General features: G+C 61.7%; 19 protein-coding genes and 2 pseudogenes. 14 read left to right on the forward strand and 7 right to left on the reverse strand.

Features of this window, described 5'->3' with window-relative positions:
• Positions 1-106: 106 nt before the first annotated feature.
• Genes V9T28_RS02355 through V9T28_RS02380 form a run of 6 tightly spaced genes read left to right on the forward strand, consistent with a single transcriptional unit; the run spans position 107 to position 6,878 of the window.
• Positions 107-1,024, forward strand: coding sequence for a carbohydrate ABC transporter permease (locus V9T28_RS02355; protein WP_158554780.1), 918 nt, complete (start codon positions 107-109; stop codon positions 1,022-1,024).
• On the forward strand, positions 1,024-1,899 hold the full coding sequence (locus V9T28_RS02360; RefSeq protein ID WP_116400598.1) for a carbohydrate ABC transporter permease: 876 nt from the start codon (positions 1,024-1,026) through the stop codon (positions 1,897-1,899). The genes V9T28_RS02355 and V9T28_RS02360 overlap by 1 nt, the downstream gene beginning before the upstream one ends.
• Positions 1,896-3,362 carry an aldehyde dehydrogenase family protein gene (locus V9T28_RS02365; RefSeq protein ID WP_199500098.1) on the forward strand — a complete coding sequence of 489 codons (1,467 nt, stop codon included), beginning with the start codon at positions 1,896-1,898 and terminating at the stop codon, positions 3,360-3,362. Before V9T28_RS02360 ends, V9T28_RS02365 begins: the two co-directional genes overlap by 4 nt.
• A 35-nt stretch (positions 3,363-3,397) precedes the next feature.
• Positions 3,398-4,606, forward strand: a complete 1,209-nt coding sequence (locus tag V9T28_RS02370) for a sialidase family protein (protein WP_116400599.1) — start codon at positions 3,398-3,400, stop codon at positions 4,604-4,606.
• A gap of 10 nt (positions 4,607-4,616) precedes the next feature.
• On the forward strand, positions 4,617-5,756 hold the full coding sequence (locus V9T28_RS02375; RefSeq protein ID WP_158554781.1) for a sialidase family protein: 1,140 nt from the start codon (positions 4,617-4,619) through the stop codon (positions 5,754-5,756).
• Positions 5,757-5,792: 36 nt separating this feature from the next.
• Entirely contained in the window at positions 5,793-6,878 is a 1,086-nt protein-coding gene (locus V9T28_RS02380; RefSeq protein ID WP_116400601.1) for an ABC transporter ATP-binding protein, read from the forward strand.
• Between the two features lie 1,154 nt (positions 6,879-8,032).
• Here the strand turns inward: V9T28_RS02380 and V9T28_RS02385 are convergent.
• The 3 genes and pseudogenes from V9T28_RS02385 to V9T28_RS02395 form a co-directional block, all read right to left on the reverse strand.
• A complete protein-coding gene (locus tag V9T28_RS02385) occupies positions 8,033-9,118 on the reverse strand; it encodes an EAL domain-containing protein (RefSeq protein WP_158554783.1) in 1,086 nt (361 codons plus the stop codon).
• Positions 9,119-9,406: 288 nt separating this feature from the next.
• Positions 9,407-9,620: pseudogene (locus V9T28_RS02390) on the reverse strand (conjugal transfer protein TraD).
• A 1-nt stretch (position 9,621) separates the two neighbouring features.
• Positions 9,622-9,948, reverse strand: a complete 327-nt coding sequence (locus tag V9T28_RS02395; RefSeq protein ID WP_116400605.1) for a conjugal transfer protein TraD — start codon at positions 9,946-9,948, stop codon at positions 9,622-9,624.
• A gap of 172 nt (positions 9,949-10,120) precedes the next feature.
• On the opposite strand from V9T28_RS02395, the pseudogene V9T28_RS02400 reads away from it, so the two are divergent.
• Positions 10,121-10,939 (forward strand): annotated as a pseudogene (locus V9T28_RS02400) (MobA/MobL family protein); the annotation flags it as partial.
• A 575-nt stretch (positions 10,940-11,514) separates the two neighbouring features.
• Here the strand turns inward: V9T28_RS02400 and V9T28_RS02405 are convergent.
• Both V9T28_RS02405 and V9T28_RS02410 read right to left on the reverse strand, forming a co-directional pair.
• The gene (locus V9T28_RS02405) at positions 11,515-12,369 is read right to left on the reverse strand and encodes a helix-turn-helix domain-containing protein (RefSeq protein ID WP_116400606.1); all 855 of its coding nucleotides are present in this window, start codon (positions 12,367-12,369) and stop codon (positions 11,515-11,517) included.
• Positions 12,370-12,460: 91 nt separating this feature from the next.
• Complete coding sequence (locus V9T28_RS02410) at positions 12,461-13,009, reverse strand: carboxymuconolactone decarboxylase family protein (protein WP_116400607.1); 549 nt, start codon at positions 13,007-13,009, stop codon at positions 12,461-12,463.
• Positions 13,010-13,630: 621 nt separating this feature from the next.
• On the opposite strand from V9T28_RS02410, the gene V9T28_RS02415 reads away from it, so the two are divergent.
• From V9T28_RS02415 to V9T28_RS02425, 3 genes are all read left to right on the forward strand, one after another.
• Complete coding sequence (locus V9T28_RS02415; RefSeq protein WP_339071811.1) at positions 13,631-14,428, forward strand: L,D-transpeptidase; 798 nt, start codon at positions 13,631-13,633, stop codon at positions 14,426-14,428.
• 124 nt (positions 14,429-14,552) lie between these two features.
• Complete coding sequence (locus V9T28_RS02420; protein ID WP_245424073.1) at positions 14,553-15,362, forward strand: GIY-YIG nuclease family protein; 810 nt, start codon at positions 14,553-14,555, stop codon at positions 15,360-15,362.
• Between the two features lie 219 nt (positions 15,363-15,581).
• Positions 15,582-16,388 (forward strand): class I SAM-dependent methyltransferase, encoded by an 807-nt coding sequence (locus V9T28_RS02425; RefSeq protein WP_116400610.1) that lies wholly within the window; start codon positions 15,582-15,584, stop codon positions 16,386-16,388.
• 102 nt (positions 16,389-16,490) lie between these two features.
• Here V9T28_RS02425 and V9T28_RS02430 read toward each other — a convergent pair whose 3' ends face one another.
• On the reverse strand, positions 16,491-16,634 hold the full coding sequence (locus V9T28_RS02430; protein WP_158554784.1) for a hypothetical protein: 144 nt from the start codon (positions 16,632-16,634) through the stop codon (positions 16,491-16,493).
• A 365-nt stretch (positions 16,635-16,999) separates the two neighbouring features.
• Between V9T28_RS02430 and V9T28_RS02435 the strand changes: the two genes are divergently transcribed.
• The 3 genes from V9T28_RS02435 to V9T28_RS02445 all read left to right on the forward strand — a co-directional run bounded on the left by V9T28_RS02435 (position 17,000) and on the right by V9T28_RS02445 (position 19,983).
• On the forward strand, positions 17,000-18,355 hold the full coding sequence (locus V9T28_RS02435; RefSeq protein WP_116400611.1) for an NfeD family protein: 1,356 nt from the start codon (positions 17,000-17,002) through the stop codon (positions 18,353-18,355).
• A 101-nt stretch (positions 18,356-18,456) separates the two neighbouring features.
• Complete coding sequence (locus tag V9T28_RS02440) at positions 18,457-19,221, forward strand: slipin family protein (RefSeq protein WP_116400612.1); 765 nt, start codon at positions 18,457-18,459, stop codon at positions 19,219-19,221.
• Positions 19,222-19,383: 162 nt separating this feature from the next.
• A complete protein-coding gene (locus tag V9T28_RS02445) occupies positions 19,384-19,983 on the forward strand; it encodes a hypothetical protein (protein WP_116400613.1) in 600 nt (199 codons plus the stop codon).
• Between the two features lie 29 nt (positions 19,984-20,012).
• Here V9T28_RS02445 and V9T28_RS02450 read toward each other — a convergent pair whose 3' ends face one another.
• Entirely contained in the window at positions 20,013-21,128 is a 1,116-nt protein-coding gene (locus V9T28_RS02450) for a quinone oxidoreductase family protein (RefSeq protein ID WP_116400614.1), read from the reverse strand.
• Between the two features lie 105 nt (positions 21,129-21,233).
• On the opposite strand from V9T28_RS02450, the gene V9T28_RS02455 reads away from it, so the two are divergent.
• Positions 21,234-21,833, forward strand: coding sequence for a TetR/AcrR family transcriptional regulator (locus tag V9T28_RS02455; protein WP_116400615.1), 600 nt, complete (start codon positions 21,234-21,236; stop codon positions 21,831-21,833).
• Positions 21,834-21,861 lie beyond the last annotated feature (28 nt).

A 21,861-nucleotide genomic window follows, 5' to 3' on the forward strand; every position in this document is an offset into this window, starting at 1 on the left:
TCAGCGCTTGGAATCTGGCGTCGGAACGCGAAGCTTCATCCATATGCGGACAAACCGCCCGGCGCATCCGTGCCGGGCGCGTCACAGAACCGTTTGGAATCCGCCGATGAGTTCCGCAACACTCCCCGCTAAAATGCCGCCGCGCTGGGGGCACAGGATCGACGACGACAGGCGCGTCGACTTTGTCGGCTATCTCTTCGTCGCCTTCTTCTCGGTTCCCTTCTTTCTGTTCAACATCCTGCCGGTCTTTTTTGGCATCTATGTCGGCTTCACGCGCTGGAGCATCATCGGAAGCCCGCGCTGGGTCGGTCTCGACAATTTCACCCAGGCCTTCAACGATAGGTGGGTCTGGGTGGGTTTCGAGAATGTGCTGCTGTATGGGCTGCTGATCGTGCCGAGCGTGACGGTGCTCGGGCTTGTCTTCGCGCTATTCGTCAATCGTGGCTATCCGCTGTCCGGCTTGGCGCGCGCGCTTTTCTTCGCGCCGAATGTGGTCTCGGCAACGGTGATCGGGCTGGTATGGGTGTGGCTGCTCGATACGCAATATGGCCTGGTCAATCATTATTTTAGTTTTTTCGGCGTCGGCGCGATTCCCTGGCTCACCTCGACGCAATGGTCGCTTGTCGGGGTCAGCATCGCTTCGGTGTGGTGGGACCTTGGCCTCGCCTTCGTACTGTTTCTCGCTGCCTTGCAGGATATTCCGTCCGACCTGACCGAGGCTGCGCTGGTGGATGGCGCGGGGCCTTGGGCGCGCTTGCGCTTCATCATTCTCCCGCATCTGCGGCCGGTTTTATCTATGGTGGTGACGCTGCAGCTGATTTCGACATTGCGCATCTTCAGCCAAGTCTATGTCATGACCAACGGCGGTCCCGGCGTGTCGTCGCAATCGCCCATCTACTATGTCTATCAGGTCGCCATCGTTCGCAATCTCTTTGGCTATGCCTCCGCGATCGCCATGCTGCTGTTCATCGGCATTCTGATGCTGACGTTGCTGCAGCGCTTCATTCTCTCGGAGCGCGCGTGATGAACTTCTTGCCAAATCGCTTGCGCAACTGGCTCGACGAACGGCGCATGACGGCGATCGACTTGCCGATATGGCTCATCGGCATGGCGGTCGCTTTTGCGTGGTTTGCGCCGTTCGTCTGGATGGTTTCGACATCGTTGAAATATCCGTCCGACGTCATGACGCAGGACATCGAATGGTTGCCGCACCGCGTCACACTGAACAATTACATCAAGGTTTTCGATTATCCGATCGTGCGCTGGGGCCTGAACAGCATCATCCAGGCCGTGACCTCTACGGCATTGTCCGTGCTGTTCGGCGCGATGGCCGGTTATGCTTTGGCGCGCTTAAGATTTCCGGGCCGCGATGCGCTCTTCGCAATCTTCCTCGCATCGCTGATGATCCCGACCGAAGTGTCGATCATCCCGATGCTGCTTGGCGTGATCAAACTCGGTTGGGCCTCGAGCTATCAGGCGCTCATCCTGCCGACCATCGGCAATGTTTTCAGCGTATATATTTTCCGGCAATTTTTCCTCTCCTTTCCAAAAGAGATCGAAGAGGCGGCCCGCGTCGACGGCGCTGGGCCGCTGCGCCTGTTTTTCCTCATCGCATTGCCGCTCGCCCGCGCTCCGGCCATCGCGGCAACGGTCATCCTGTTCACGCTCAACTGGAACAATTTCCTTTGGCCGCTACTGGTCACATTCGATGAATCGATGAAGACGCTGCCCGTCGGCATTGCCGCCTTCACGCCGGTGGTCGGCACGCACACGCAGCTCGAGGGATTTTCCGTCGCCATGGCGGCCGTGACGATCTTGAGCGTTCCGAGCCTGCTGCTGTTCTTCTTTCTGCAGCGCTATTTCATCCAGGGCATTTCGCAAGGAAGTCTCAAACAGTGAACGTACTCTCTCCCGACACGGCACTTGGCCTCGATCCGTCGCGCTCGCTGTTCATCAATGGAACATTCGAGCCAAGCGCTTCGTCAGCGACGTTCGCGACCATCGACCCCAGTACGGAGCGTGTCCTCGGCCGGGTAGCACGCGGCGACACCGCCGACATCGACCGCGCGGTCACCGCCGCCAAACGCGCCGTGCGTGGAGACTGGCTGCGGATCACGCCGGCTCAGCGCGGGCGCCTGCTCTATATGCTCGCCGACGTCCTTGTCGCGCGCAAGCAGGAACTCGCGCGCATCGAAACGCTCGACGTCGGCAAACCGTTGAAAGAATCGCTTGGAGATGTCGATGGGGTCGTGGCGACGCTGCGCTACAATGCCGGTGCCGCCGACAAGCTCGAGGGCTCGACCATTCCGCTGGGGCGCGAGGTGATCGATTTTACCCTCCTCGAACCCATCGGCGTGACGGCCCATATCGTGCCCTGGAATTACCCGCTCGGCATGCTCGCGCGCTCCGTGGCGCCGGCGCTGGCCGCAGGTTGCACCGCCGTGATCAAGCCAGCCGAACAATCGCCCCTGAGCGCGCTTCTCTTCGCGCAATGCTGCGATGAGGCCGGCATTCCGCCCGGTGTCGTCAATGTGGTCACGGGTTACGGCGAGGAGGCGGGCGCCGCACTCGTCAGCCACAGCGACGTCGCGGGCGTCACCTTCACCGGCTCGGTCGAAACCGGCAGGCTGGTCTATCAGAACGCGGCGCGCGGACTGAAGCCGGCGGTGCTCGAACTCGGCGGCAAGAATCCGTTGATCGTGTTTCCCGATGCCGATCTCGAACGCGCGGTAGCCGACATCGTCGATGGCGCTTTCGGCAATTCGGGACAAGTCTGTTCGTCGTCGTCGCGGCTTCTGCTGCATCGAGACATTCATGACGAATTTCTCGACCGGCTGACGCAAGCCGCCGGCCGGCTGACGATCGGCCCGGGGTTGGACGATCGCGATCTTGGGCCGCTGGTGTCGGCGGAACAATATCAGCGCGTGACCGGCTATCTCGATCATGGGCGCCGCGAGGGTGCGCGTGTGCGGCTCGGCGGCGGCCGGCCGCCAGATTTGCCGCAGGGCTATTTCGTCGCCCCCACCATTCTCGACAAAGTGGAACCGGCGCATATCGTGGCGCGCGAAGAAATTTTCGGCCCCGTCGCAATCGCGCTGTCCTTCACAACCGAGGTCGAAGCGACAGCGCTCGCCAATGGCCTCGGCTATGGCCTTGTCGCAGGCGTCTACACCCGTGACATCGGCCGCGCTTTGCGTCTCGCGCAAGACATTGAGGCTGGATCGGTGTGGATCAACGGCTGGTTCCTCGGCGGCCAGCAGGCGCCCACCGGTGGCGTCAAGAACAGCGGTGTTGGCCGCGAGCGCGGTTTGCCCGGCCTCATGAATTATCTGCGCATCAAGAACATCGGCATTCGCCTCTAACTCAACCTTTCAACAGGATTTGTGAGCAAAACAACATGAGCAGCATCAAGATTATCGAACATCACGACATCTTTCGCCATCCCGCGCATTGCGTGAATCAGATCGCCATGCGCACGCTGCGCAATGGTGATCTCCTCGCCGTATTCAACGAAGAGCGCTTTCCCTTCCATCACGATAGCGGGCAGACGCTGATGACCCGCTCAACCGATGGCGGCAAAAGCTGGAGCACGCCGCATGTCGTGCTGCCCTGGAGCGCCACTGAAGGCAATTGGGATTGCGGCATTTGCGAGCTCGACGACGGCACCTTGCTCGTCAATCTCACGATCACCGGATTTTTCAAACGCGGCGTGCGGCCCGAGCAGCCGTCATGGTCGTCGCATCCGGTCACGCCGGAGTGGGGCGACTGGACATGGACCTACAAGCTGCAAGGCTGGCTCGGCACCTATGTGATCAAATCGTCCGACGGCGGCGCCACTTGGACGAAGCCGATCCCGGTCAATGTCCGTCCGCTCAAACATGGCGGCTGCCGCCTTGGTTCGTGGCTGCTACCCAATGGGTCGCTGCTCATGGGCCTTTACGGCCGCATCCGCGGTTATGAGGAAGAAGGCGAGGGCGAGACCACACGCTCGGCGCTGATGCGCTCGGATGATGGCGGCGACAATTGGGAATATTTCTCGACGCTCGCCTATGACCCGGCCAGCATCATTGACTATGAAGAGCCTGCATTGCTGCGCCTCAAGGACGGCCGTCTCGTGTGTTTCATGCGCACGCATACGCAGCCGAGCAGCGATGCCAAGAACATGGTAATGACAATTTCGGACGACGATGGCTTTTCCTGGACGCCGCCGAAATGGACCAATATCTGGGGTTATCCAGCCGAAATGATCGCCCTGCAGGATGGTCGTTACCTGATGGTCTACGGCTATAGACGCCCGCCCTATGGCGTGCGCGGCATGATTTCGGAGGACGGCGTCACCTGGGACGTGAAGAACGAATTCGTCATCCGCGAAGGCGGCGTGCCCGGCGCGACCGCCACCGACACGCCCGGATCGAGCCGCATGTCACCGCAGTCAGGGAAGATCGAGGGTGGCGGCGTGGACTGGCATCATCCGGGCATCTATCAGCACATCGGCTATCCCAGCGTCGCTCAGGTCGCGGACGGCTCCATCGTGTGCGCCTATCACGAGTGGAGCGACGACGCGAAACCGCTGCAATATGTGCTGTGCACGCGCTTCAAGGTTTAGGGACCGCGCAATGCTGACGCGCCGCGCCACGACGAAGGTTCATGTGAGCGAGCGCCGCGCGCTCCATTGCGAGACCTTTGCCTATTGCGCGCATCCGCATCTGGCCGTCGCGGCGGACGGAACATTCTTGCTCGTCTTCAACCGTGCGCCGCGCCGGTCAATCACGCTGCATCCGCCGCAAGACCCCGAATACCGCAACGTGCTGATGCGCTCCAGCGACGAGGGCAGGAGCTGGAGCGCGCCGGCCGTGGTGCCGGATTACGATTGGAGCGGTGTCGAATGCGCGGGCCTGACGGCGCTGCGCGATGGCCGGATCCTGCTGAACCAATGGCGGTTCGAATGGCTGCCGCTGCCGCTTGCGCGCGCCATCGAGCGGCACGATCTCGTCATGCCGGACGCTCTGATGCGCGATCTTGTTGTGTCGCCGGAACTCGATGTCTTCGCCGCCGGCGGCGAAGCAGCGCACCAGGCCTGCTCTTCGGCGCGCGGCGGCGGCGTGTGCGCGGTCCATTGTTCGGATGACGGCGGGCGCAGCTTTTGCCACACCGCCCGCATCGACATCGCGCCATTCAGTGGCGGCTATGGCATGCGGGGCGCGATTGAATTGCCGGACGGGGATATTTTGCTTCCCCTCTCGGATGTGCCGCATTACCGCACCGTGTTCACCGTGCGCTCATCAGACCGCGGCGCGCGTTGGAGCAAGCCGCAGCTTATCGCCAAAGGCGCTGGTCATGCGTTCGAGGAACCGGCGGGCCTTCTCCTCCCGTCGGGCCGTGTTCTTGTCATCCTGCGCGACAATGTCAGCCGTGTTCTGCACAGTATCGCGTCCGATGATCATGGCGCGAACTGGTCGGCGCCGGTGCCAACTGGCATCGAGGCTTACCCCGCCCATCTCCTGGCGCTGCCCAGCGGCGTCATCGCCTGCGCTGCTGGACGGCGCGCCGCGCCCTTCGGCATCGTCCTGCATCTCTCGGACGACGACGGCCATAGCTGGGGTCCGCCGCTCACGCTGATCGACGATCTGCCAACGAAGGATCTTGGCTATCCGACCCTGGCCCGCCGTGCGAATGGCGAGCTCTTCGTGGTTTACTATGCGCGCGATGCCGAGGGTGTCACCGGTATCCATAGCCTGACGGTGCGACTATCATGAACCATCAACCCGCGCGTTCTTTTTTCGGGAGCCGGCATGTCGCACGTTGAACTCTCCGGCGTCTTCAAGCGCTTCGGCGCGTTCGAGGCCATCCGCGGCATCGACCTCGACATCCCCGACGGCGCCTTCACGGTTTTTGTCGGACCGTCGGGTTGCGGCAAATCGACCTTGCTGCGTTTGATTTGCGGGCTGGAAATGCCGAGCGAAGGCACGATCCGGTTTGATGGGCGCGACATGCGCGGTGTTCCGCCGGCAGGACGCAAACTGGCGATGGTGTTTCAATCCTATGCGCTCTATCCGCATATGTCGGTGGCCGACAATATGGGTTTCGCGCTGCGCATGTCCGGCGTGTCGAAAGATGAGCGCGTGGTACGTGTCGCCAAAGCGGCGGAGATCCTGCAGATTACCCGGCTCCTCGAGCGCCGCCCGAAAGAGCTGTCGGGCGGTCAGCGGCAACGCGTCGCGATCGGGCGCGCGATCGTCCGCGAGCCGTCGCTGTTTTTGTTCGACGAGCCGCTCTCCAATCTCGACGCGGAATTGCGCGTCGAAATGCGGTTCGAACTGGCAGAATTGCACCGGCGTCTGCGCACCAGCATGATTTATGTCACGCATGATCAGATCGAGGCGATGACGCTCGCCGACCAAATCGTCGTGCTGCACGATGGCCGGATCGAACAAGTCGGCATGCCTTCCGAACTTTATGAGCGGCCGGCGAACCGCTTTGTGGCCAATTTCATCGGCTCGCCGCGTATGAATTTTCTGACCGGCCGCGTGACGGCGCTGCGCCCCGGAGCGATCGTTGTCGCGATCCCGGGGCTGGAGCCTGCGGAGATCGCCTTGCCTGTGCGGGACAGCGGCTCGCTCAAGGCTGGCGACGATATCGAGATCGGCATTAGGCCCGACGATTTGCGCGTTGGCTCCAGCGGCGTTGCACATCTCACGATGCCGGTGGCATTCAGCGAATATATCGGCGGCGCCACTTACCTACACGCGCCAAGCCAAGCCACTGGGCGCTTGACCGTACGCTATGCTGGTCAGACGCCACCGACAGGAAGCGTCCCACTCGAGATCGATCCCGGCCGGTGCCATGCTTTTACGATGGATGGCCTACGGTTGTCCTAACGGCAACAGAATACGCCCAAACGCCGCCGGCGACGCTCAATCGCACTGCCATATGTGGCGCGGCCACATAGCTTTCCCCCAAGCTCGCGGTGCCGGCCTGATCGTCGCGGTCGAAACGCCGCACGACTGGGCTATCGCGATCGATGATGCCGAGGATGCGGCCCGGAAAGGCGTGGACATCTTCCGCCAGGACCGAGTGCCCCGCGACGGCGGAGCCGCAGACGTCGCCCCCCGGGGGGATACGCGCGCAAGTACGCTTGCCCCAGAACGGACCGACGACTAGTTCTTAGGTTCCACGCTGGAAATAAAATACGGCCCAATTCAGCTTCGGCACCATTTGCCAAATCAGCGCCGACATATTGGCCGCCGTGCTCGATTGCGGTTGCGCGAAAGGACACGTCGAAATGAGGCTCATAACCTGAAGGCCGCAGGTTCAAATCCTGCCCCCGCAACCAAAGATCAAGCCCTTGAAACTTAACAAGTTTCAAGGGCTTTTTGATTCTCAGAACATCCCGCCCCAAACCCCTCCGTGGAAGCACCCTGGAAGCGTTGGGAAGAAAGCCCACGCGTAAATTCGGCGAAAACCTTTTCGGCAATGTGTGGCAAGACTGCAACTGACCTTGCCTCCTAGAACGCCCTCGATCTGCGCTATAACCACCTAAGGCGTTGATCTGAGCCCTTCAAATTGGATCGTTTTTCGCTAGAGTTTTCTGCCTGTTTTTCCTGGCTGGGAAAGGAGCGGAAGACGATGAAGGCCTCGAAGTTTTCGGACGCCCAGAGGGCGTTTATCCTGAAGCAAGGCAATGATGGTGTCGCGGTGGCGGATATCTTCAGGCGCCCAAGACCGCCGCTTGCGTCTCACTGGCGTCGGATCCGGCTCTTCGTCAACCGACATCAACGTTAGTGTCCGCTTCTCGGTTAAGTGGACACGATCATCGAGCCACTCTTGCGAGATCTACCCCGCGCCTCGCGCTCAACGCCAGACGGTCCTCGCGGGAGGGATACGTGGAAAACGCAAGCGGCGCTGAAAATGGCCGCGCGCCAGTGCTTCTTGCGGACCTCTCAGCGAAAGGCAAGGAACACCGCAATCCTTAATTTCCAAACACCCTCTTAGCGCAAGCGAATAGCCCTGGATGGAAGGGAGGAAAGACTCTTCAAGATCGGCCCCCCGCCAATCCCCGCGAGATCAGAGCACCGATCCGCTTCCGAATGTCGCCGACACGTGGAAAGAAGATCTCATCACTCTTTGCACCTGACATCGATCGAGATGCAACGGAACGCGCTGGCTGGTACAGGATCGCACCGTCGCCGATCAGAGCAGCGGCGAGTCGACCTCCGACATCATCCCCTGCCGGCTTCCAGCACTCGCGCACCGGCGCCTCAAACAACCAGCCTTGTCCATATCGAGCTCCGCAATCGCGCGCCGCGGCAAGATGTTGCTTGGTCTCGATACCCTCGACCACAACGGTCGGGGCCAGGCAGCTCGCGAGTGAAATGACAGAGCGCAGCCCTTGGCAACCAGAGGGTCTTTCGCGCAGATCGCCAAAGCAACTCCGGTCGATCTTGATAATGTCCCATTCGACATTCAGGCCGTAAAGACTATGGCTCATAGCGTAACGCGCCCCGAAGTCGTCAATCGCGATCCTGCAGCCAAGCGATTGGACCTCGGCAAGCCGTTTGTCGGCAAAGAGGATTTCATTCAGGGGGCTACTTTCGGTGATCTCAAGTATCAGCCGCTTCGCCAGCTCGGGCCTATGGGCAATGGACCGCACAAACTTGTCCCATGCCGCCCTGTCCGCCAGAGTATTTGGCGATATGTTGCAGCCGAGGACCGCGCCGCGATCATCCTGGAGAGCATCGAGCACCAAGTCGAGGATAGCGAGGTCCAAGGACGCAATACTGGCGCTAGCTTCGAGGCGACTGACGAAATCTCCGCCCGTGAGACAGGCGCCGTCCCCCACCATTACCCGCGCGAGACATTCGCCATAGAACTCGCCAGGTGCTTGGCTGAGCAGATTAACAACGGGCTCCGTGGCGAATCCGATTCGAATCTCCACCCGCCTGCCGCGAAGACCGCGGTCGCCGGCGTCGCAGGCTATATTCGACAACATTGCATTCATTCTTGATTTGATCCCCAGAATATCAGTTAAACAAATGACCCAATCGACAAAGCGCCGAACGACAGGAGCGGACGTACCTTGACACCCTTCCGCCGCATTGTCGTTGCGTGGAAATCTCAATACGTAACTATTCGTCCCAATTGCATCAGGTGTGACATAGAGCGCGCGTCGGCGGTTTCGCGGCTGGCAAGCAGGCATTGCGCTGGAAGACGTGAGAAAAGGCTTTCAATGCAAAGCTCCGGAGAGCTTGAGCAATGACGGAAGGCCAAACAACCGCCCTGAACCTACACCGTGAAGTACCCATTGTTTTGGCCGGCCAGGGAATCCAGTCATCAGATATGTAGCTATGCGATGCCATCGCATTTGCCTGGTCGAGCTGGCGTGCAAATCATGCTGCGTGACGGGCTTTCAGTGATTTCCGAACGCCTGCTTTCCCTTTTCGGCCCAGAGCACGCGGGCCTGTTCGGTCGCTCTGGAGCTTGCCAGCCATCCAAAGCGGCGCGCCGTAGATCATGGCGCGATCATCGCCCGTCAGGTCCACGATCCCGGCCTTGACGACGAGGCCGCCCAGTTCGATCAGGTGCCGTGTGCGCTCGCGGCGCTCGACCTGCCACGCGCGCATGTCACGCCGCGCCCGCGCCGCCTGATGCCGATTGCACGTGGCCTGGTTGCGGCGCAGCGCCGCCCGTGTCGCGGTCAGGCGTCGGTGCAGTTCGCCGCGCACGGTTTTGAAAGAATGCGGCCCCGCGTTTCGCCCATGCCTCCTTCTTTGCGGTGTCTTTTGTCTCGGCCAGCACGATCAGCGCACCCGCCCGTTCGTCGGTGCTGAGCGTATCGGCCGCGGCGGCGATGGCCAGTTCGCCGAGCTGCTGCACCTTGCGGCTCCTGAGGTCGCGCGCCTTGTCCTGAAGCGCTTTCAGTTCCGCATCAAAGTCCCGTGGCTTCCGCATCGTCATCTCCGTCACGTGTTGACGGCGCGATGATAGCCGAGCACCCTGTACAACGCTGTAAGGTTGCCAGGACCGATTGGGACGGCACGGTCCCGCCCGAGAATTTTTCGAGGGAGGGCGCGCTTATACGTCGTTCCGACGTGCGCTTCGCTGTGCAAATGCTCTCATCGCAATGGCGATCTATCGTCTGCACGTCAAGGTCATTAGCCGCAAGACCGGCCAGAGCGCGGTCGCGTCCGCCGCGTATCGCTCGGCCTCGCGCCTGCGGGACGAACGGCTCGAACGCGCGCAGGACTTTCCCGCCAAGCGCGGCGTCGTCCATTCCGAAGTCTTGTTGCCGGAACACGCGCGGGAGCGATGGAGCGACCGCGAGCGGCTGTGGAATGACGTCGAGGCGTTCGAGGTCAGGAAGGATGCGCAGCTTGCCTGCGACTTCGCACAGTCGGAGTTCGTAGGTCTGGGCATGATTGCCGATCTCAATGGGCATTGGGATGTTGGCGAAGACGGCATGCCCAAACCCCATGCCCATGTCATGCTGACCATGCGCGCGGTCGACGCAAACGGCTTCGGCCCAAAGGTACGGGACTGGAACCGCACGGAAATGGTCGAGCGCTGGCGCGAACGCTGGGCGGAACTCGCCAAGGAGCGCATGGCCGAACTCGACATCGATGCGCGCATCGACCATCGCAGCTTCGAAGCGCAGGGCATTGTGCTCGAGCCACAAAGCCAGATCGGCGCGCCCGCGCAGCACATCGAGGCTGAAGGGATCGAAGCCGACCGTGCCGAGATGCATCGCGAGATCGCGCGCGGCAATGGCGAACGGATCATCGTTGATCCTTCCCTCGCACTCGACGCGGTCACGCAGCAGCAATCGACCTTCACGCGCCGCGATATGGCGAGGTTCGCGCATCGGCACAGCGATGGTCTCGACCAGTTCAACGGAGTGATGGGCGCGATGCGCAATGCGCCCGATCTGGTCGAATTGGGCCAAGCCGATCCGGCCCAGACCTATGCCGAGCGGCGCGGCATCACCTTCCGCGCGGTGGATGCCGTCTTCAGCGCCGATGATACGGGCAACAAGCCGAGCCGGGAGCAGCTGCGCGAGGTCAGCGAGTCCCGCAAAGCCTTCGAAGCGGTGCGGCCCTATGGCTGGCGCGATGCCGAGGCGGCCTATGAGAAAAACTCCGACCTTGCCCGTGAAGCGGGTAGCGGCCGGGTCATCCGCGCTGTCCGCGCCCTCCAGCTCGAAACCGAAATCCGAAATAGCCCCGATTTGTGCGCCGACCGTTTCGCCAAATCGTCGGCCCTAGTTGCGGCCCTAGTCTCTATCTGTGATTTATTGATGCGTCGAGAGATGCGTTGGGACAGGTTTATTCATAAATAACTGAAAATGCGCATATTAATGGGATACCTTGAGCCAGCTTGAGATCATCGGATACAATAATACGGCGGACGCTCCCTCCGCCATAAAGTCTCCCCATAGCACTGGTGGCTGCGGCGTTTGCTGTGCCTCATGCCGACCGGCACCTTCGGCAGCGTCGCGTCCGCAGCGATATCGAAAGCGCGTCAGTGGTGGGCCGCTCCCTTTAAATCGTCGCCGACCAGCGCGACATGGAATTGCTCGGTTGCCTCGTCCGCGGGGAACATGCATTCGATGCGCAGTTCCTGGGCCGCGACAGTCTGCGGCGTGCCGACGGTTGTGACCATCGAGAAGTAGTTGAGCAGCTTGCCGTCCTTGACGAAACCCATCGGGATGACCGGCGTCACGGACTGGACGCTCATCGCCTTGGGTCGGGTCCAGCGCGCCTCGACGTCAGGATAGGCGAGCAAAGCCGCCAGCAGTTCTTTGATCTTGTCGTCAACCACGCGCCCGACCGTCTCCCGATAGACGCGCTGGATCAGGCTTTCGGCCACAGCTGGCCAATCAGCGACGAACGGGCGCATGCCATCCGGGTCGAACATCAGGTGCAGCATGTTGCGCGGGCGCTCGCGTGCCGACAGATCAATGAAGCGGCCGAAGAAGCGCGGCGCCGCCCCGTTGGTCATAAGCACGTTCCAATAACGGTCCATGACGAGGGCCGGGAACGGCTCGTGCTGGCGCAGGATGCGCTCCAGGGCTTTGGTGATGCTACGCATCTCCGGCCCGTCCCAGGCGCCGTCCGGATAGATTGGCGCATAGCCGCCGGCGAGCAGCAGCGTGTTGCGGTCGCGCAGGGGCATATCGAGCGCGGTCGCTATGTCGATCAGCATCTGGCGGCTTGGCACGCTGCGTCCGATTTCAATGAAGCTGAGATGCCGCTGCGAGACGCCAGTGTCGAGGGACAGGTTGAACTGGCTCTTCCCGCGCACGTCGCGCCAATGGCGCAGCAGGGCGCCCAGTTCGCCGCCTTGCGGCGCAATAGCAGAATTTCGCGACGGCATCACGGCTCCCTCTCAAATGCAGAACAAGGCTATCCTATCGGGCGCCGTCCGCACCGCACTATGGATCGGCGGTGCGGACGGTCGCGAATGGTCACGCCTGCCAGGCGTGCTGGTGCAAAAAGTCCTCGAGCGGCGGCTCGGCCACAGTGCCTACGTAGTTGGTGATGGTGGAGGCTGCGATAACCGCCAAGATCTCCAACGTCTGCTCTCGCTTGAAGCCAGCCTCCAAGAAGGCTGTCAGATCCCGCTCGCTCACGTGGCCGCGCGTCTCGATCAGCTTGCGCGCCAGGGTCGACAGCGCAGCGTGGCGCTTGTCGACCGGCAGACGGCCCGCGCGGATCGCCTCGATGTCGGCCGGCGCCAGACCTTCTTTGAGCGCCAGCATAGTATGGAAGGCGACCGGCCAAGTGCTGGAGTTGGTGACCGCGTTGGTCAGCAGCAGGGTCTGGATCTCCGCCTCGGTGAAGGTCCCGGCGTGGACCTGCTGGAACAATCCAATGAAAGCCTTGATCAGTTCCGGCGAGTTGGCTATGGCGCCGGCGATGTTCGGGATCAGGCCGAATGTCTGCTGCAACTGTTCGAGCACGGGTTTCGATTCTTCTGGAGCCGAGGCAATAGTACGGATTGGATAGGACGTCATCTTCGTTCCTCGCTGATGCCTGCACGAACGAACCTCGTCCGAGCTGCAAGGATTAGAGGCGAGGTGTGGAGGCTCGCCAACTACTTCCCAGGTAGTGGAAAACAGCTCCATGCGCTCTGGTCAAACCCGCCCGTGCCGCGCATCGCGGCGTCCTGTTTCGTCTCTCGGCCGACCTTTGCCACCTTCTGGAGGCTGGCCGAATCCTGATCCAATTCCGTCGATTCCGACCCGACAGAGCCGCTCACTCACGAGAGAGAGCCATGGAGTATCTTAAGTGGCCATGGCGTAGACCTAGTTCCCATCTTCATCGCTCCCGGCTCGCCGTTGAGCCATTCTAATATATTGGGATTGTTCGCGTTTTCGCTTTGCGTTGCCGAGCGGCCTACAATTTCGTTCACAAATCGCGTTCTGATTTCTTTCTATTTCGACCGCAGCGCTTCACTCCACACGATACCGCGCTCTCAAGCTCCCCCTACACGCTCTGGAGATTATAAAGAGTTTCAGGATGTTGCAGCTACGGCACAGCCGCACATGTAAATCCGCGATATAGGTAGCGAATCGTCGTCATCCTCGGCTGGGTGCGAAATGTCTTGTCGCTCGATTCGTCCCCTGCTCACAGGTATGTTATTGATCGGGCTCGGGTCGGGCCTCGCGAGTTGTGCCGCGGAGAAGGTTGACCCAGAACCGGCTTTGACAGCATCGAGGCAACTCGAAACGGAAACCCCAGCCCCAGCCCAATCCCCTGCGGCGCCGCCAGTCGAGGGACGCCCGACCGATCCGATCAAACAGCCTGCCCAACCTCTGAGCGCCGATGGCGGCTACGATTACGCGGCGATGTATGGGCAGATGACGAGCGGCAACTTCATTGTGCCGGCCGTGAATATCAAGCGCATCGGTGCCGCCTATCTGCGCCGTGAGGTTGACTATCCGACCGATGAACCGTCTGGCACCGTTATTGTCGATCCGAAAGCGCATTATCTTTACTATGTTCTCGGCAAGGGGCGCGCCATTCGATACGGCGTGAGCGTTGGCAAAGAAGGTTTCGGCTGGTCTGGAACGGCCGAGGTACATTTCAAACGGGAATGGCCGGATTGGTACCCTCCTGAGGAAATGATTGAGCGGAGGCCCGACCTGAAGCCAGAGCTCGCTGAGTTGCAAAGCGGCATGGGCATGAAAGGGGGTCCCGATAACCCTATCACTGGGCGAGCCATGTACCTTTGGCAGAATGGCAAGGATACGCTCTATCGTATTCACGGCACCAATGAGCCTTACAGCATCGGCCACAACGCCTCCTCCGGATGTATCCGCATGATTGTCCAGGATGTGATTGACCTGTATCAGCGTGTGCCGGTTGACGGGCGCGTTGTGGTGCTTGGCCCAGCCAAAAAAATAACCGACGGCGAAACAGAGGTGGAGTGACAGAGGCTTTTGCCAAGCGCTCCATAAGCTCCGATTGTGGATTGATGTCATCGGGGTGACTGTCGAAAATCGGTTCCATGAACCTCAATTGTGATCCGGCGCGCGGTAGGGACTAAGCGTTTGCTTGAAACCGCTCAGCGGCTCCCGCGGCGGCAGCGGTCACGCGGACATGAACGGCCGGATTGCTGTTCCGTCCGATAGGAAGGCCGTCTATGTTGTGAGAATGCGGGATTTCATTCTTCAAGAGATTCGACGGCTTGCTTCGGCGAATGGCGGGCAGGCTCCGGGGCAAAAGCTCTTTGGGCGAGAAACAGGAATTGGCGAACGCCAGTGGCGAGGGCTGTATTGGTCGCGTTGGAGCGACGTATTGCGGGATGCGGGGTTTGAGCCGAACAAGCTGAACGAGCGCGTGGAAGCCGATGAGCTTATATCGGGAGTGATTGCCGCGTTGCGCCACTTTGGCCGTCTGCCGACCGAGGCGGATATGCAGGTTTTGCGGCGGACCAACCCAGAGATCCCTCACCCGAACGTGCTCAAGTCTCACTTCGGTAAGAAGGCCGATTTGATCGCGGCGCTTGCCAAGCACGTAGTCAACAATCCGGTCTATGCCGACGTTGCCGCTATGCTGCCGGAACAAAGCGACGACGTATTGGAGCGGCAACCTTCATCGAAGCCGGTCAAGGGCTTCGTGTATCTAATTAAGTCCGGCGACTTCTATAAGATCGGTCGTAGCGACGACGCCGAACGACGCTTCAAGCAAATCAGCATCGCCTTGCCCGATAAGGCCGAACTGTTCCATACGATCCGAACCGACGATCCACCCGGCATCGAAGCTTACTGGCATCGTCGCTTCGATGATCGCCGGGCCAACGGCGAATGGTTCAGGCTGACGCCGCAGGACGTGGCGGCTTTCAAAAAACGCAAGTTTCAATGATGGACGCGCCCGCATGAAAAAGCCCGCAAGCCAGGCATCTGGCTGACCGGCACTCGCTTGCCGAAACCCTCACCCAGGGCCCGACTGAACCACGTTTCCCGCTGCTCGCCCGTTCGGAAATTGACCTTGACCCGCGTCAGCCCGCGGCCAAAGATCGGCGGGGCTTGGCATTCAACGCCGATCGCGCCGGCCGGATGCCAAGGCTGGCGGAGACATGCCATGTCGAGCAACGATCAATCGTTCACCGGCTCCATTCCCGAAATCTATGACCGGCTGATGGTGCCGCTGATCTTCGAGCCCTATGCGCAGGATCTGGCGGCACGGACGGCAGCGCTCGCACCTCGGTCCGTGCTCGAAGTCGCGGCGGGCACGGGGGTCGTGACCCGGGCCCTTGCCGCGCAATTGCCGGCGGAAACGCGCGTGGTGGCCACCGATCTCAATCAGCCCATGCTCGACCATGCAGCCAAGCGATTGGCGGGCGATCCGCGGATCGTCTGGCAGCAGGCCGATGCCGGCGCCTTGCCCTTCGAGGATGCGCGGTTCGACGCCGTGCTGTGCCAGTTCGGCGCCATGTTCTTCCCCGACAGGGTTGCGGCCTATCGGCAGGCCAAACGTGTAATGAAACCCGGTGGGCGCTTCCTGTTCAATGTGTGGGACCGTATCGAGGACAACGCATTCGCGCAGGAGGTGACAAAGGCGCTCGCCATGCTTTTCCCGGACGACCCGCCGCGCTTTTTGGCGCGGACGCCGCACGGTTATCACGATCCGGACGCCATCCGCGCCGACCTGCGGGCGGCAGGTTTCCACCGGGTCGCGATCACGCCGCTGGATGCGATCAGTGCCGCGCCATCCCCCTATGCGCCGGCCGAGGCCTATTGCCAGGGCACGCCGCTGCGCGGCGAGATCGAGGCGCGCGGCGGCTTGCCGGAGGACGCGACACGGCATGTCGCGGAGGCCATCGCGAAACGGTTCGGGGCCGGCGCCGTGAGCGGCCGCATCCGCGCTCTGGTCGTGGTGGCAAATTAGGTGGGGACGGCATCACGAGGCCATCGGCTTGATCAGCCTGGTCGGCGCTTGAGTGTGCACGCAAGCACGATGGCGCCGATAACACCCGCGAGAAGGGCGAAATTACCGAGCGGCAACAATTTCTTGGGGCGGGCCGCCGTGCAAAATGAACAGCGTCATGGGCGCGCCGAAGATCAAACCGGCCAAGCCGAGTTGGAGCACCAATGCCGCAAAAACGACGGCGGTATCGTGACAGAGTTTTTTCATGCGCACAGTTCCCCAGCGAGAATCCGACAGCGGCCAACTCACACCCGCCCAAACACGCTCGCCAATGCGGCCCCATTGCACAACAGGCCGTTCTTGCGCCGCTTCCGAGCGGAGAGCCAATCGGCCTCGCACATCTTCCAGCGCTGACGTTCAAGAGTTGAGGTTACATTTCCCAGCTTAATAATCTGTTATTAATCGCACGGATCGCGTCGTAAGTCGGCTCATACGATTGGTTGATGCCCGTTGCCCGGACCAAACCCAGTCAGCCGCCATCCCTGGCTGGTCGAAGCTGCCGCTGCTGGTGCCACCGGCCCGTATGGACTTCGCCGAAATCCAACCCATATCTTCTCTATGGAGTTTCGCGCATGAAGCTCGCGCGGATGGCCGTTCTCGCCGCAGCATTCGTTGCCGCCGCGTTTGTCTCCTTCTCTTCCGCAAGCCCGGCGGCGAAGGAAAGCGTGGCGTTGCGCGTCGAGATCGACGGCGCCATCGGCCCAGCCAGCGCCAGGCAGCTCAAGGACGCGTTGGCCGTCGCGGCCAAGCGAGATGTCGAGGTCGTCATCCTTCAGCTCAACACGCCCGGCGGACTGGTCACATCGACGCGCGAGATGATCGGCGACATCCTGACCTCTCCGGTCCCCGTCATCGGCTATGTCGCGCCGGCGGGCGGCCATGCCGCCAGCGCCGGAACCTACATCCTTTATGCCACCCATGTGGCGGCGATGGCGCCGGGCACGAATCTGGGCGCGGCGACGCCGGTGGAGATCGGCGGGCTGCCGTCGCCTCCGGGCGGCGATCAGGACAAGAGCGGCCAGAAGGATGTAAACGCGCCGGCGACCGGTGACACGATGATGCACAAGGTCACCAATGACGCGGTTGCGCTGATCCGCTCGCTGGCGGAACTGCGCGGGCGCAACGGCGACTGGGCCGAAAAGGCCGTTCGTGAGGCCTCAAGCCTGTCGGCCAATGCGGCACTGCAGCAGCACGTCATCGACTTCGTCGCGCGCGACACGACCGAGCTCTTGCAACTGGCCGATGGCCGCACGGTCGAGGTGGCCGGCAAGACAGAGGTGCTGGCAACGAAAGGACTGCCGGTCGAGACGCTGAAGCCCAACTGGTTCATCCGGCTTCTCGGCATCATCACCGATCCGAACATCGCCGTCATCCTGATGCTGGCCGGCGTCTATGGCATCTTCTTCGAATTCATGAGCCCCGGTGCCGTGGCGCCAGGTGTCGTCGGCACCATCTGCCTCGTGCTCGGGCTCTACGCCCTCAATCTCCTGCCGATCAACTATACCGGACTTGCCCTGATGCTGCTCGGTGTCGGCTTCCTCGTCTACGAGGCCTTCAATCCGACCCTGGTGCTCGGATTGGGAGGTGTCGCCGCCTTTCTTCTGGGCGCGACCATGCTCCTCAAGGGCGCGAGCCCCGGCTTCACCGTGTCGTGGGCCGTCGTCGGCACCGTTGCGGCGCTGACGTTCGGGCTCGCGCTGTTCTCGGGCAGCTATCTCTGGGCGGCGCGCCGGAACCTACCGCGTGTCGGCAGAGAGGCCATGTACGGCCTGCCGGCCGAGGTCCTCGACTGGCAGGGCGGTGAGGGCCATGTGCTGGCTTTGGGCGAGCGCTGGCGGGCGAGGGCCGACGAAACTTTTGCACCGGGGGACAGCGTCGAGGTGACGGATGTCAGGGATCTCGTGCTGATGTTGCGCCGCCGAAGTTGAGTCTTTGTTTTGAGCATGTTGTTGTCCCGGAACCGCTGCACACCTTGGGTCAAGTCCGAGGGGAGGCTTTGGGCGACATGCTCCGATGATGGAGCAAGATAATGGTCGTCGCTTACGTGGTCTATCTCGTCCTAGCGCTCGTCGTGGTCATGTTCCTGTCCGCGGCCGTTCGCATCCTCCGGGAATATCAACGCGGCGTCATCTTCACGCTTGGCCGCTTCACGGGGGTCAAAGGTCCCGGGCTCATCATTCTCGTCCCCTACGTCCAGCAGATGGTGCGGGTCGACCTGCGCGTGGTCGTTCAGGATGTGCCGCCGCAGGATGTGATCTCGCGCGACAACGTCTCGGTGAAGGTGAATGCGGTGCTCTATTTCCGCATCGTCGATGCCGAGCGGGCCATCATCCAGGTCGAGGACTACATGGCCGCCACCAACCAACTGGCGCAGACGACGCTGCGCTCGGTGCTCGGCAAACATGAGCTCGACGAGATGCTGGCCGAGCGCGACAAGCTCAACAATGACATCCAGGAGATCCTTGATCAGCGCACCGATGCCTGGGGCATCAAAGTTTCCAATGTCGAGATCAAGCATGTCGACCTCAACGAGAGCATGGTTCGGGCCATCGCCAAGCAGGCCGAGGCCGAACGGCTGCGGCGCGCGAAGGTGATCAACGCGGATGGCGAACAGCAGGCGGCAGCGAAGCTCGTGGAGGCCGGCCGGATGCTGGCGGCGGAGCCGCAAGCCATGCAGCTGCGTTATTTCGAGGCCTTGCACGATATCGCCGGCGAGCGCTCCTCGACTGTGGTGTTTCCGCTGCCGATGGACTTGCTCAATCAGTTTCTGAAGCCGCAGGGCGAGGCGAAGTGAACCTCGAGTGTTCCACCGCAGAGCATGTCTGATTTCGCAAACACCGGCGTGCGTCGGCGCCTGCTTGACGGGCTTTGCGCGAACTGTTTCCAATGCTGCTGTTGAAGTTTGTGGGAACCGAGTTTCTTTTCAGGCGAATGTATATTGCGGTGGGGGATCTTCATGCGGACGAGAACCGTTCTGGGTGCCGCCATCATTGCGGTTGGAGCATTGTTTCTTGGCAAGTCGGGACAGGCGCTCGACATTTCGCGCAGCGGCACGACGCTCATGTTGAGCGGCCCGATTTTCAGCGGGGATGACATCGCCTTGCGCGATGCCCTGGCGAGCGCTCCGACGCGCGTCATCTACCTCAACAGCCCCGGTGGTTTCATCGCGACCGCGGGCGAAATGGGACGGCTCATCCGTGAGCAACACCTGACGACGGTCGTCGATGCGGCGCGCGCGCGATGCCTCAGCGCCTGCACCGTCCTTTTCGCGAGCGGCACGACCCGCCTCTATCTCAATGCCGACCGATTGACGGAAGGGCCGATGCCGATACGCGGTTTCACCGGCCTCGGCTACCATTCGGGATCGTCGACGACGAGCCTCGACAGCAACCGCTACAGTGGAGCCGGAACATCCTATCTGATTGACTATTATTATGAATTCGGCTCTCCGGCGGCAGCGGATCTGGTCACCAAGGCCCCGCCGAATGTTGTGTATCGCGTTTCGGGGCCGACGGCAGTGGCGATGGGGCTGGCGACCGGCACGGGCCGGCCGTAATCGCTTATCGGGTCGCTTAAGGAGTGTGGTTACTGCTCCATCATGACGACCGTGCAGTCCAATCCGCTCATCCTGGCTGCTGCATCGATGGCTTGCCGCAAGTCCGGCAGGGCAAAGCTGCGGATGGTGACAGCGTCGAGATCGAGCAGGTTTGAGCGGATCAACGACTTCAGCACGTTGAAGGCCGCGGGCCGATACATGAAGTTGCCGATCAGTTCCCAATCGTTCTGCATGAATTCGCCATAGGAAATCGGCAGCGGCGCCGACATGCTGCCCATCAGGACCATGCGCCCGCCGCGCCGCACCGCGCGCAACGCGGCGAGCGTCGAACTCGCGTCGGTCGCCCGGCCGACCTGGTCGAAGGCCATATGCGGGCCACGGGGTCCCGCGGCGCTGCGGATCGCGGCGCGATCCGCCTCGATGTCGCCGCTGAGTACCACACCCTGCACGCGGGTACCGCCGATCCTGGCGAGCGCATCGAGGCCGGCTTTGGAGCGACCGGCGGCGATCACCCGTTCGGCCCCGAGCGCCAAGCCGAGCAGCACGGCGGCTGAGCCGAAATAGCCGGTCGCGCCATTCACCACCAGCGTTTCGCCCTGGGCGAGCCGGCCGCGCAAGAGGCCGCCGAGCGGCACTGCAAACTTTCCGAGCGTCGCCAACCGTTCGGCGGAAAAGGCCTCCAGCCCATCGAGTGGAGCGACGGTCGAAGCCGGCATCAGCACATATTCGCGTAAGGTTCCGTCCGCCCATGTGTCGATCATGGCGCCGGAATCAGCGCTGATGCCGGTCAGGCCGATCAAGGCCTGGGTCGGCTCGTCGACCATCTCATTGGCAACGAGATGCGGATGGACCGCGACGCGCTGGCCGACCGTCAATTGATAGACATCCTCGCCGGTCGCGACGACGATGCCGATGCCGTTCGTCCCTGGCGTGAACGGATGACCGGGATACCAATAGGGCAGCTTGCCGGCGGCATAATCGCCAAGATAGCTCAGCAGTGGGCTCGCCAGCATGCGCACCAAAACGGTGCCTGCGCGTACCTGCGGTGTCGGCACGGAGAGGAATTCGAGTGCTCCGCCGGGCTTTGCCAGTCTCCAGGCTTTCGATTCGGCAGGAACAGCGGAACTCGAAGCGACGCTCACCATGGAAATTCTCCTTGAAACGAACAGCCAAATCGACGAGTTTGCCGATTAGGGAACTATCGGTTCCTATATAATAGGGAACTCTGAGTTCCGCAATAGGCGTAGGGCATGAATCAGGAGAATCACGATGCGAAGGCGGTCGGCCGGCCGCGCGACGAGGCGGTGGGCGGTACAATCTTGCAGGCCGCCCGCGCCCTGGTGCGGGAGCATGGGTATGAAGGCGTCACCACGGCCATGATCGCGGCCCAAGCCGGCGTCAGCAAACAAACGATCTATCGCCGCTGGCCGAGCAAGGCCGATCTCGTGCTGGACGCGTTCCTCGATCATGCGCGCGCGTCAGTCGATCAGCCGGCGCAGCGGGACGCCTCCGTCCGCGTTCAATTGGCCGAATTCCTCGACCGGACCTTTGCGGCGCTCGAAGAGTCTGGGCCGGCCGTGCGCAGCCTCATGGCCTCGGCGCAGCGCCACGGCGAGTTTCGGCAGGCATTCAAGACACGTTTCATCGAACCGCGACGCAGCGCGCTCACGCTTGTGCTGCTAAGCGGCTTGGAAAGAGGTGAAATCCCACCCGATGCCGATCTCGAAGCGGCGGTCATCGCGCTTTATGGAGCAGTTTGGTACCGCCTCTTGCTGGACGAACCGCTTGACCTGACATTTGGCCGGCGTCTTGCCGATACGGTCTTGAATGGTCTTGCCGGCCATGTATGAGGTGTCAGCGCATCATGATAAATAACGT

The organism is Methylovirgula sp. 4M-Z18, assembly GCF_037890675.1.
GTDB lineage: Bacteria > Pseudomonadota > Alphaproteobacteria > Rhizobiales > Beijerinckiaceae > 4M-Z18.

Coding starts and splice junctions, on each gene's coding strand:
- V9T28_RS02355 (WP_158554780.1), top strand. CDS start 107: ATGAGTTCCGCAACACTCCCCGCTAAAATGCCGCCGCGCTGGGGGCAC.
- V9T28_RS02360 (WP_116400598.1), top strand. CDS start 1,024: ATGAACTTCTTGCCAAATCGCTTGCGCAACTGGCTCGACGAACGGCGC.
- V9T28_RS02370 (WP_116400599.1), top strand. CDS start 3,398: ATGAGCAGCATCAAGATTATCGAACATCACGACATCTTTCGCCATCCC.
- V9T28_RS02375 (WP_158554781.1), top strand. CDS start 4,617: ATGCTGACGCGCCGCGCCACGACGAAGGTTCATGTGAGCGAGCGCCGC.
- V9T28_RS02380 (WP_116400601.1), top strand. CDS start 5,793: ATGTCGCACGTTGAACTCTCCGGCGTCTTCAAGCGCTTCGGCGCGTTC.
- V9T28_RS02395 (WP_116400605.1), bottom strand. CDS start 9,948: ATGCGGAAGCCACGGGACTTTGATGCGGAACTGAAAGCGCTTCAGGAC.
- V9T28_RS02405 (WP_116400606.1), bottom strand. CDS start 12,369: ATGCCGTCGCGAAATTCTGCTATTGCGCCGCAAGGCGGCGAACTGGGC.
- V9T28_RS02410 (WP_116400607.1), bottom strand. CDS start 13,009: ATGACGTCCTATCCAATCCGTACTATTGCCTCGGCTCCAGAAGAATCG.
- V9T28_RS02415 (WP_339071811.1), top strand. CDS start 13,631: ATGTTATTGATCGGGCTCGGGTCGGGCCTCGCGAGTTGTGCCGCGGAG.
- V9T28_RS02425 (WP_116400610.1), top strand. CDS start 15,582: ATGTCGAGCAACGATCAATCGTTCACCGGCTCCATTCCCGAAATCTAT.
- V9T28_RS02430 (WP_158554784.1), bottom strand. CDS start 16,634: ATGAAAAAACTCTGTCACGATACCGCCGTCGTTTTTGCGGCATTGGTG.
- V9T28_RS02435 (WP_116400611.1), top strand. CDS start 17,000: ATGAAGCTCGCGCGGATGGCCGTTCTCGCCGCAGCATTCGTTGCCGCC.
- V9T28_RS02440 (WP_116400612.1), top strand. CDS start 18,457: ATGGTCGTCGCTTACGTGGTCTATCTCGTCCTAGCGCTCGTCGTGGTC.
- V9T28_RS02445 (WP_116400613.1), top strand. CDS start 19,384: ATGCGGACGAGAACCGTTCTGGGTGCCGCCATCATTGCGGTTGGAGCA.
- V9T28_RS02450 (WP_116400614.1), bottom strand. CDS start 21,128: ATGGTGAGCGTCGCTTCGAGTTCCGCTGTTCCTGCCGAATCGAAAGCC.
- V9T28_RS02455 (WP_116400615.1), top strand. CDS start 21,234: ATGAATCAGGAGAATCACGATGCGAAGGCGGTCGGCCGGCCGCGCGAC.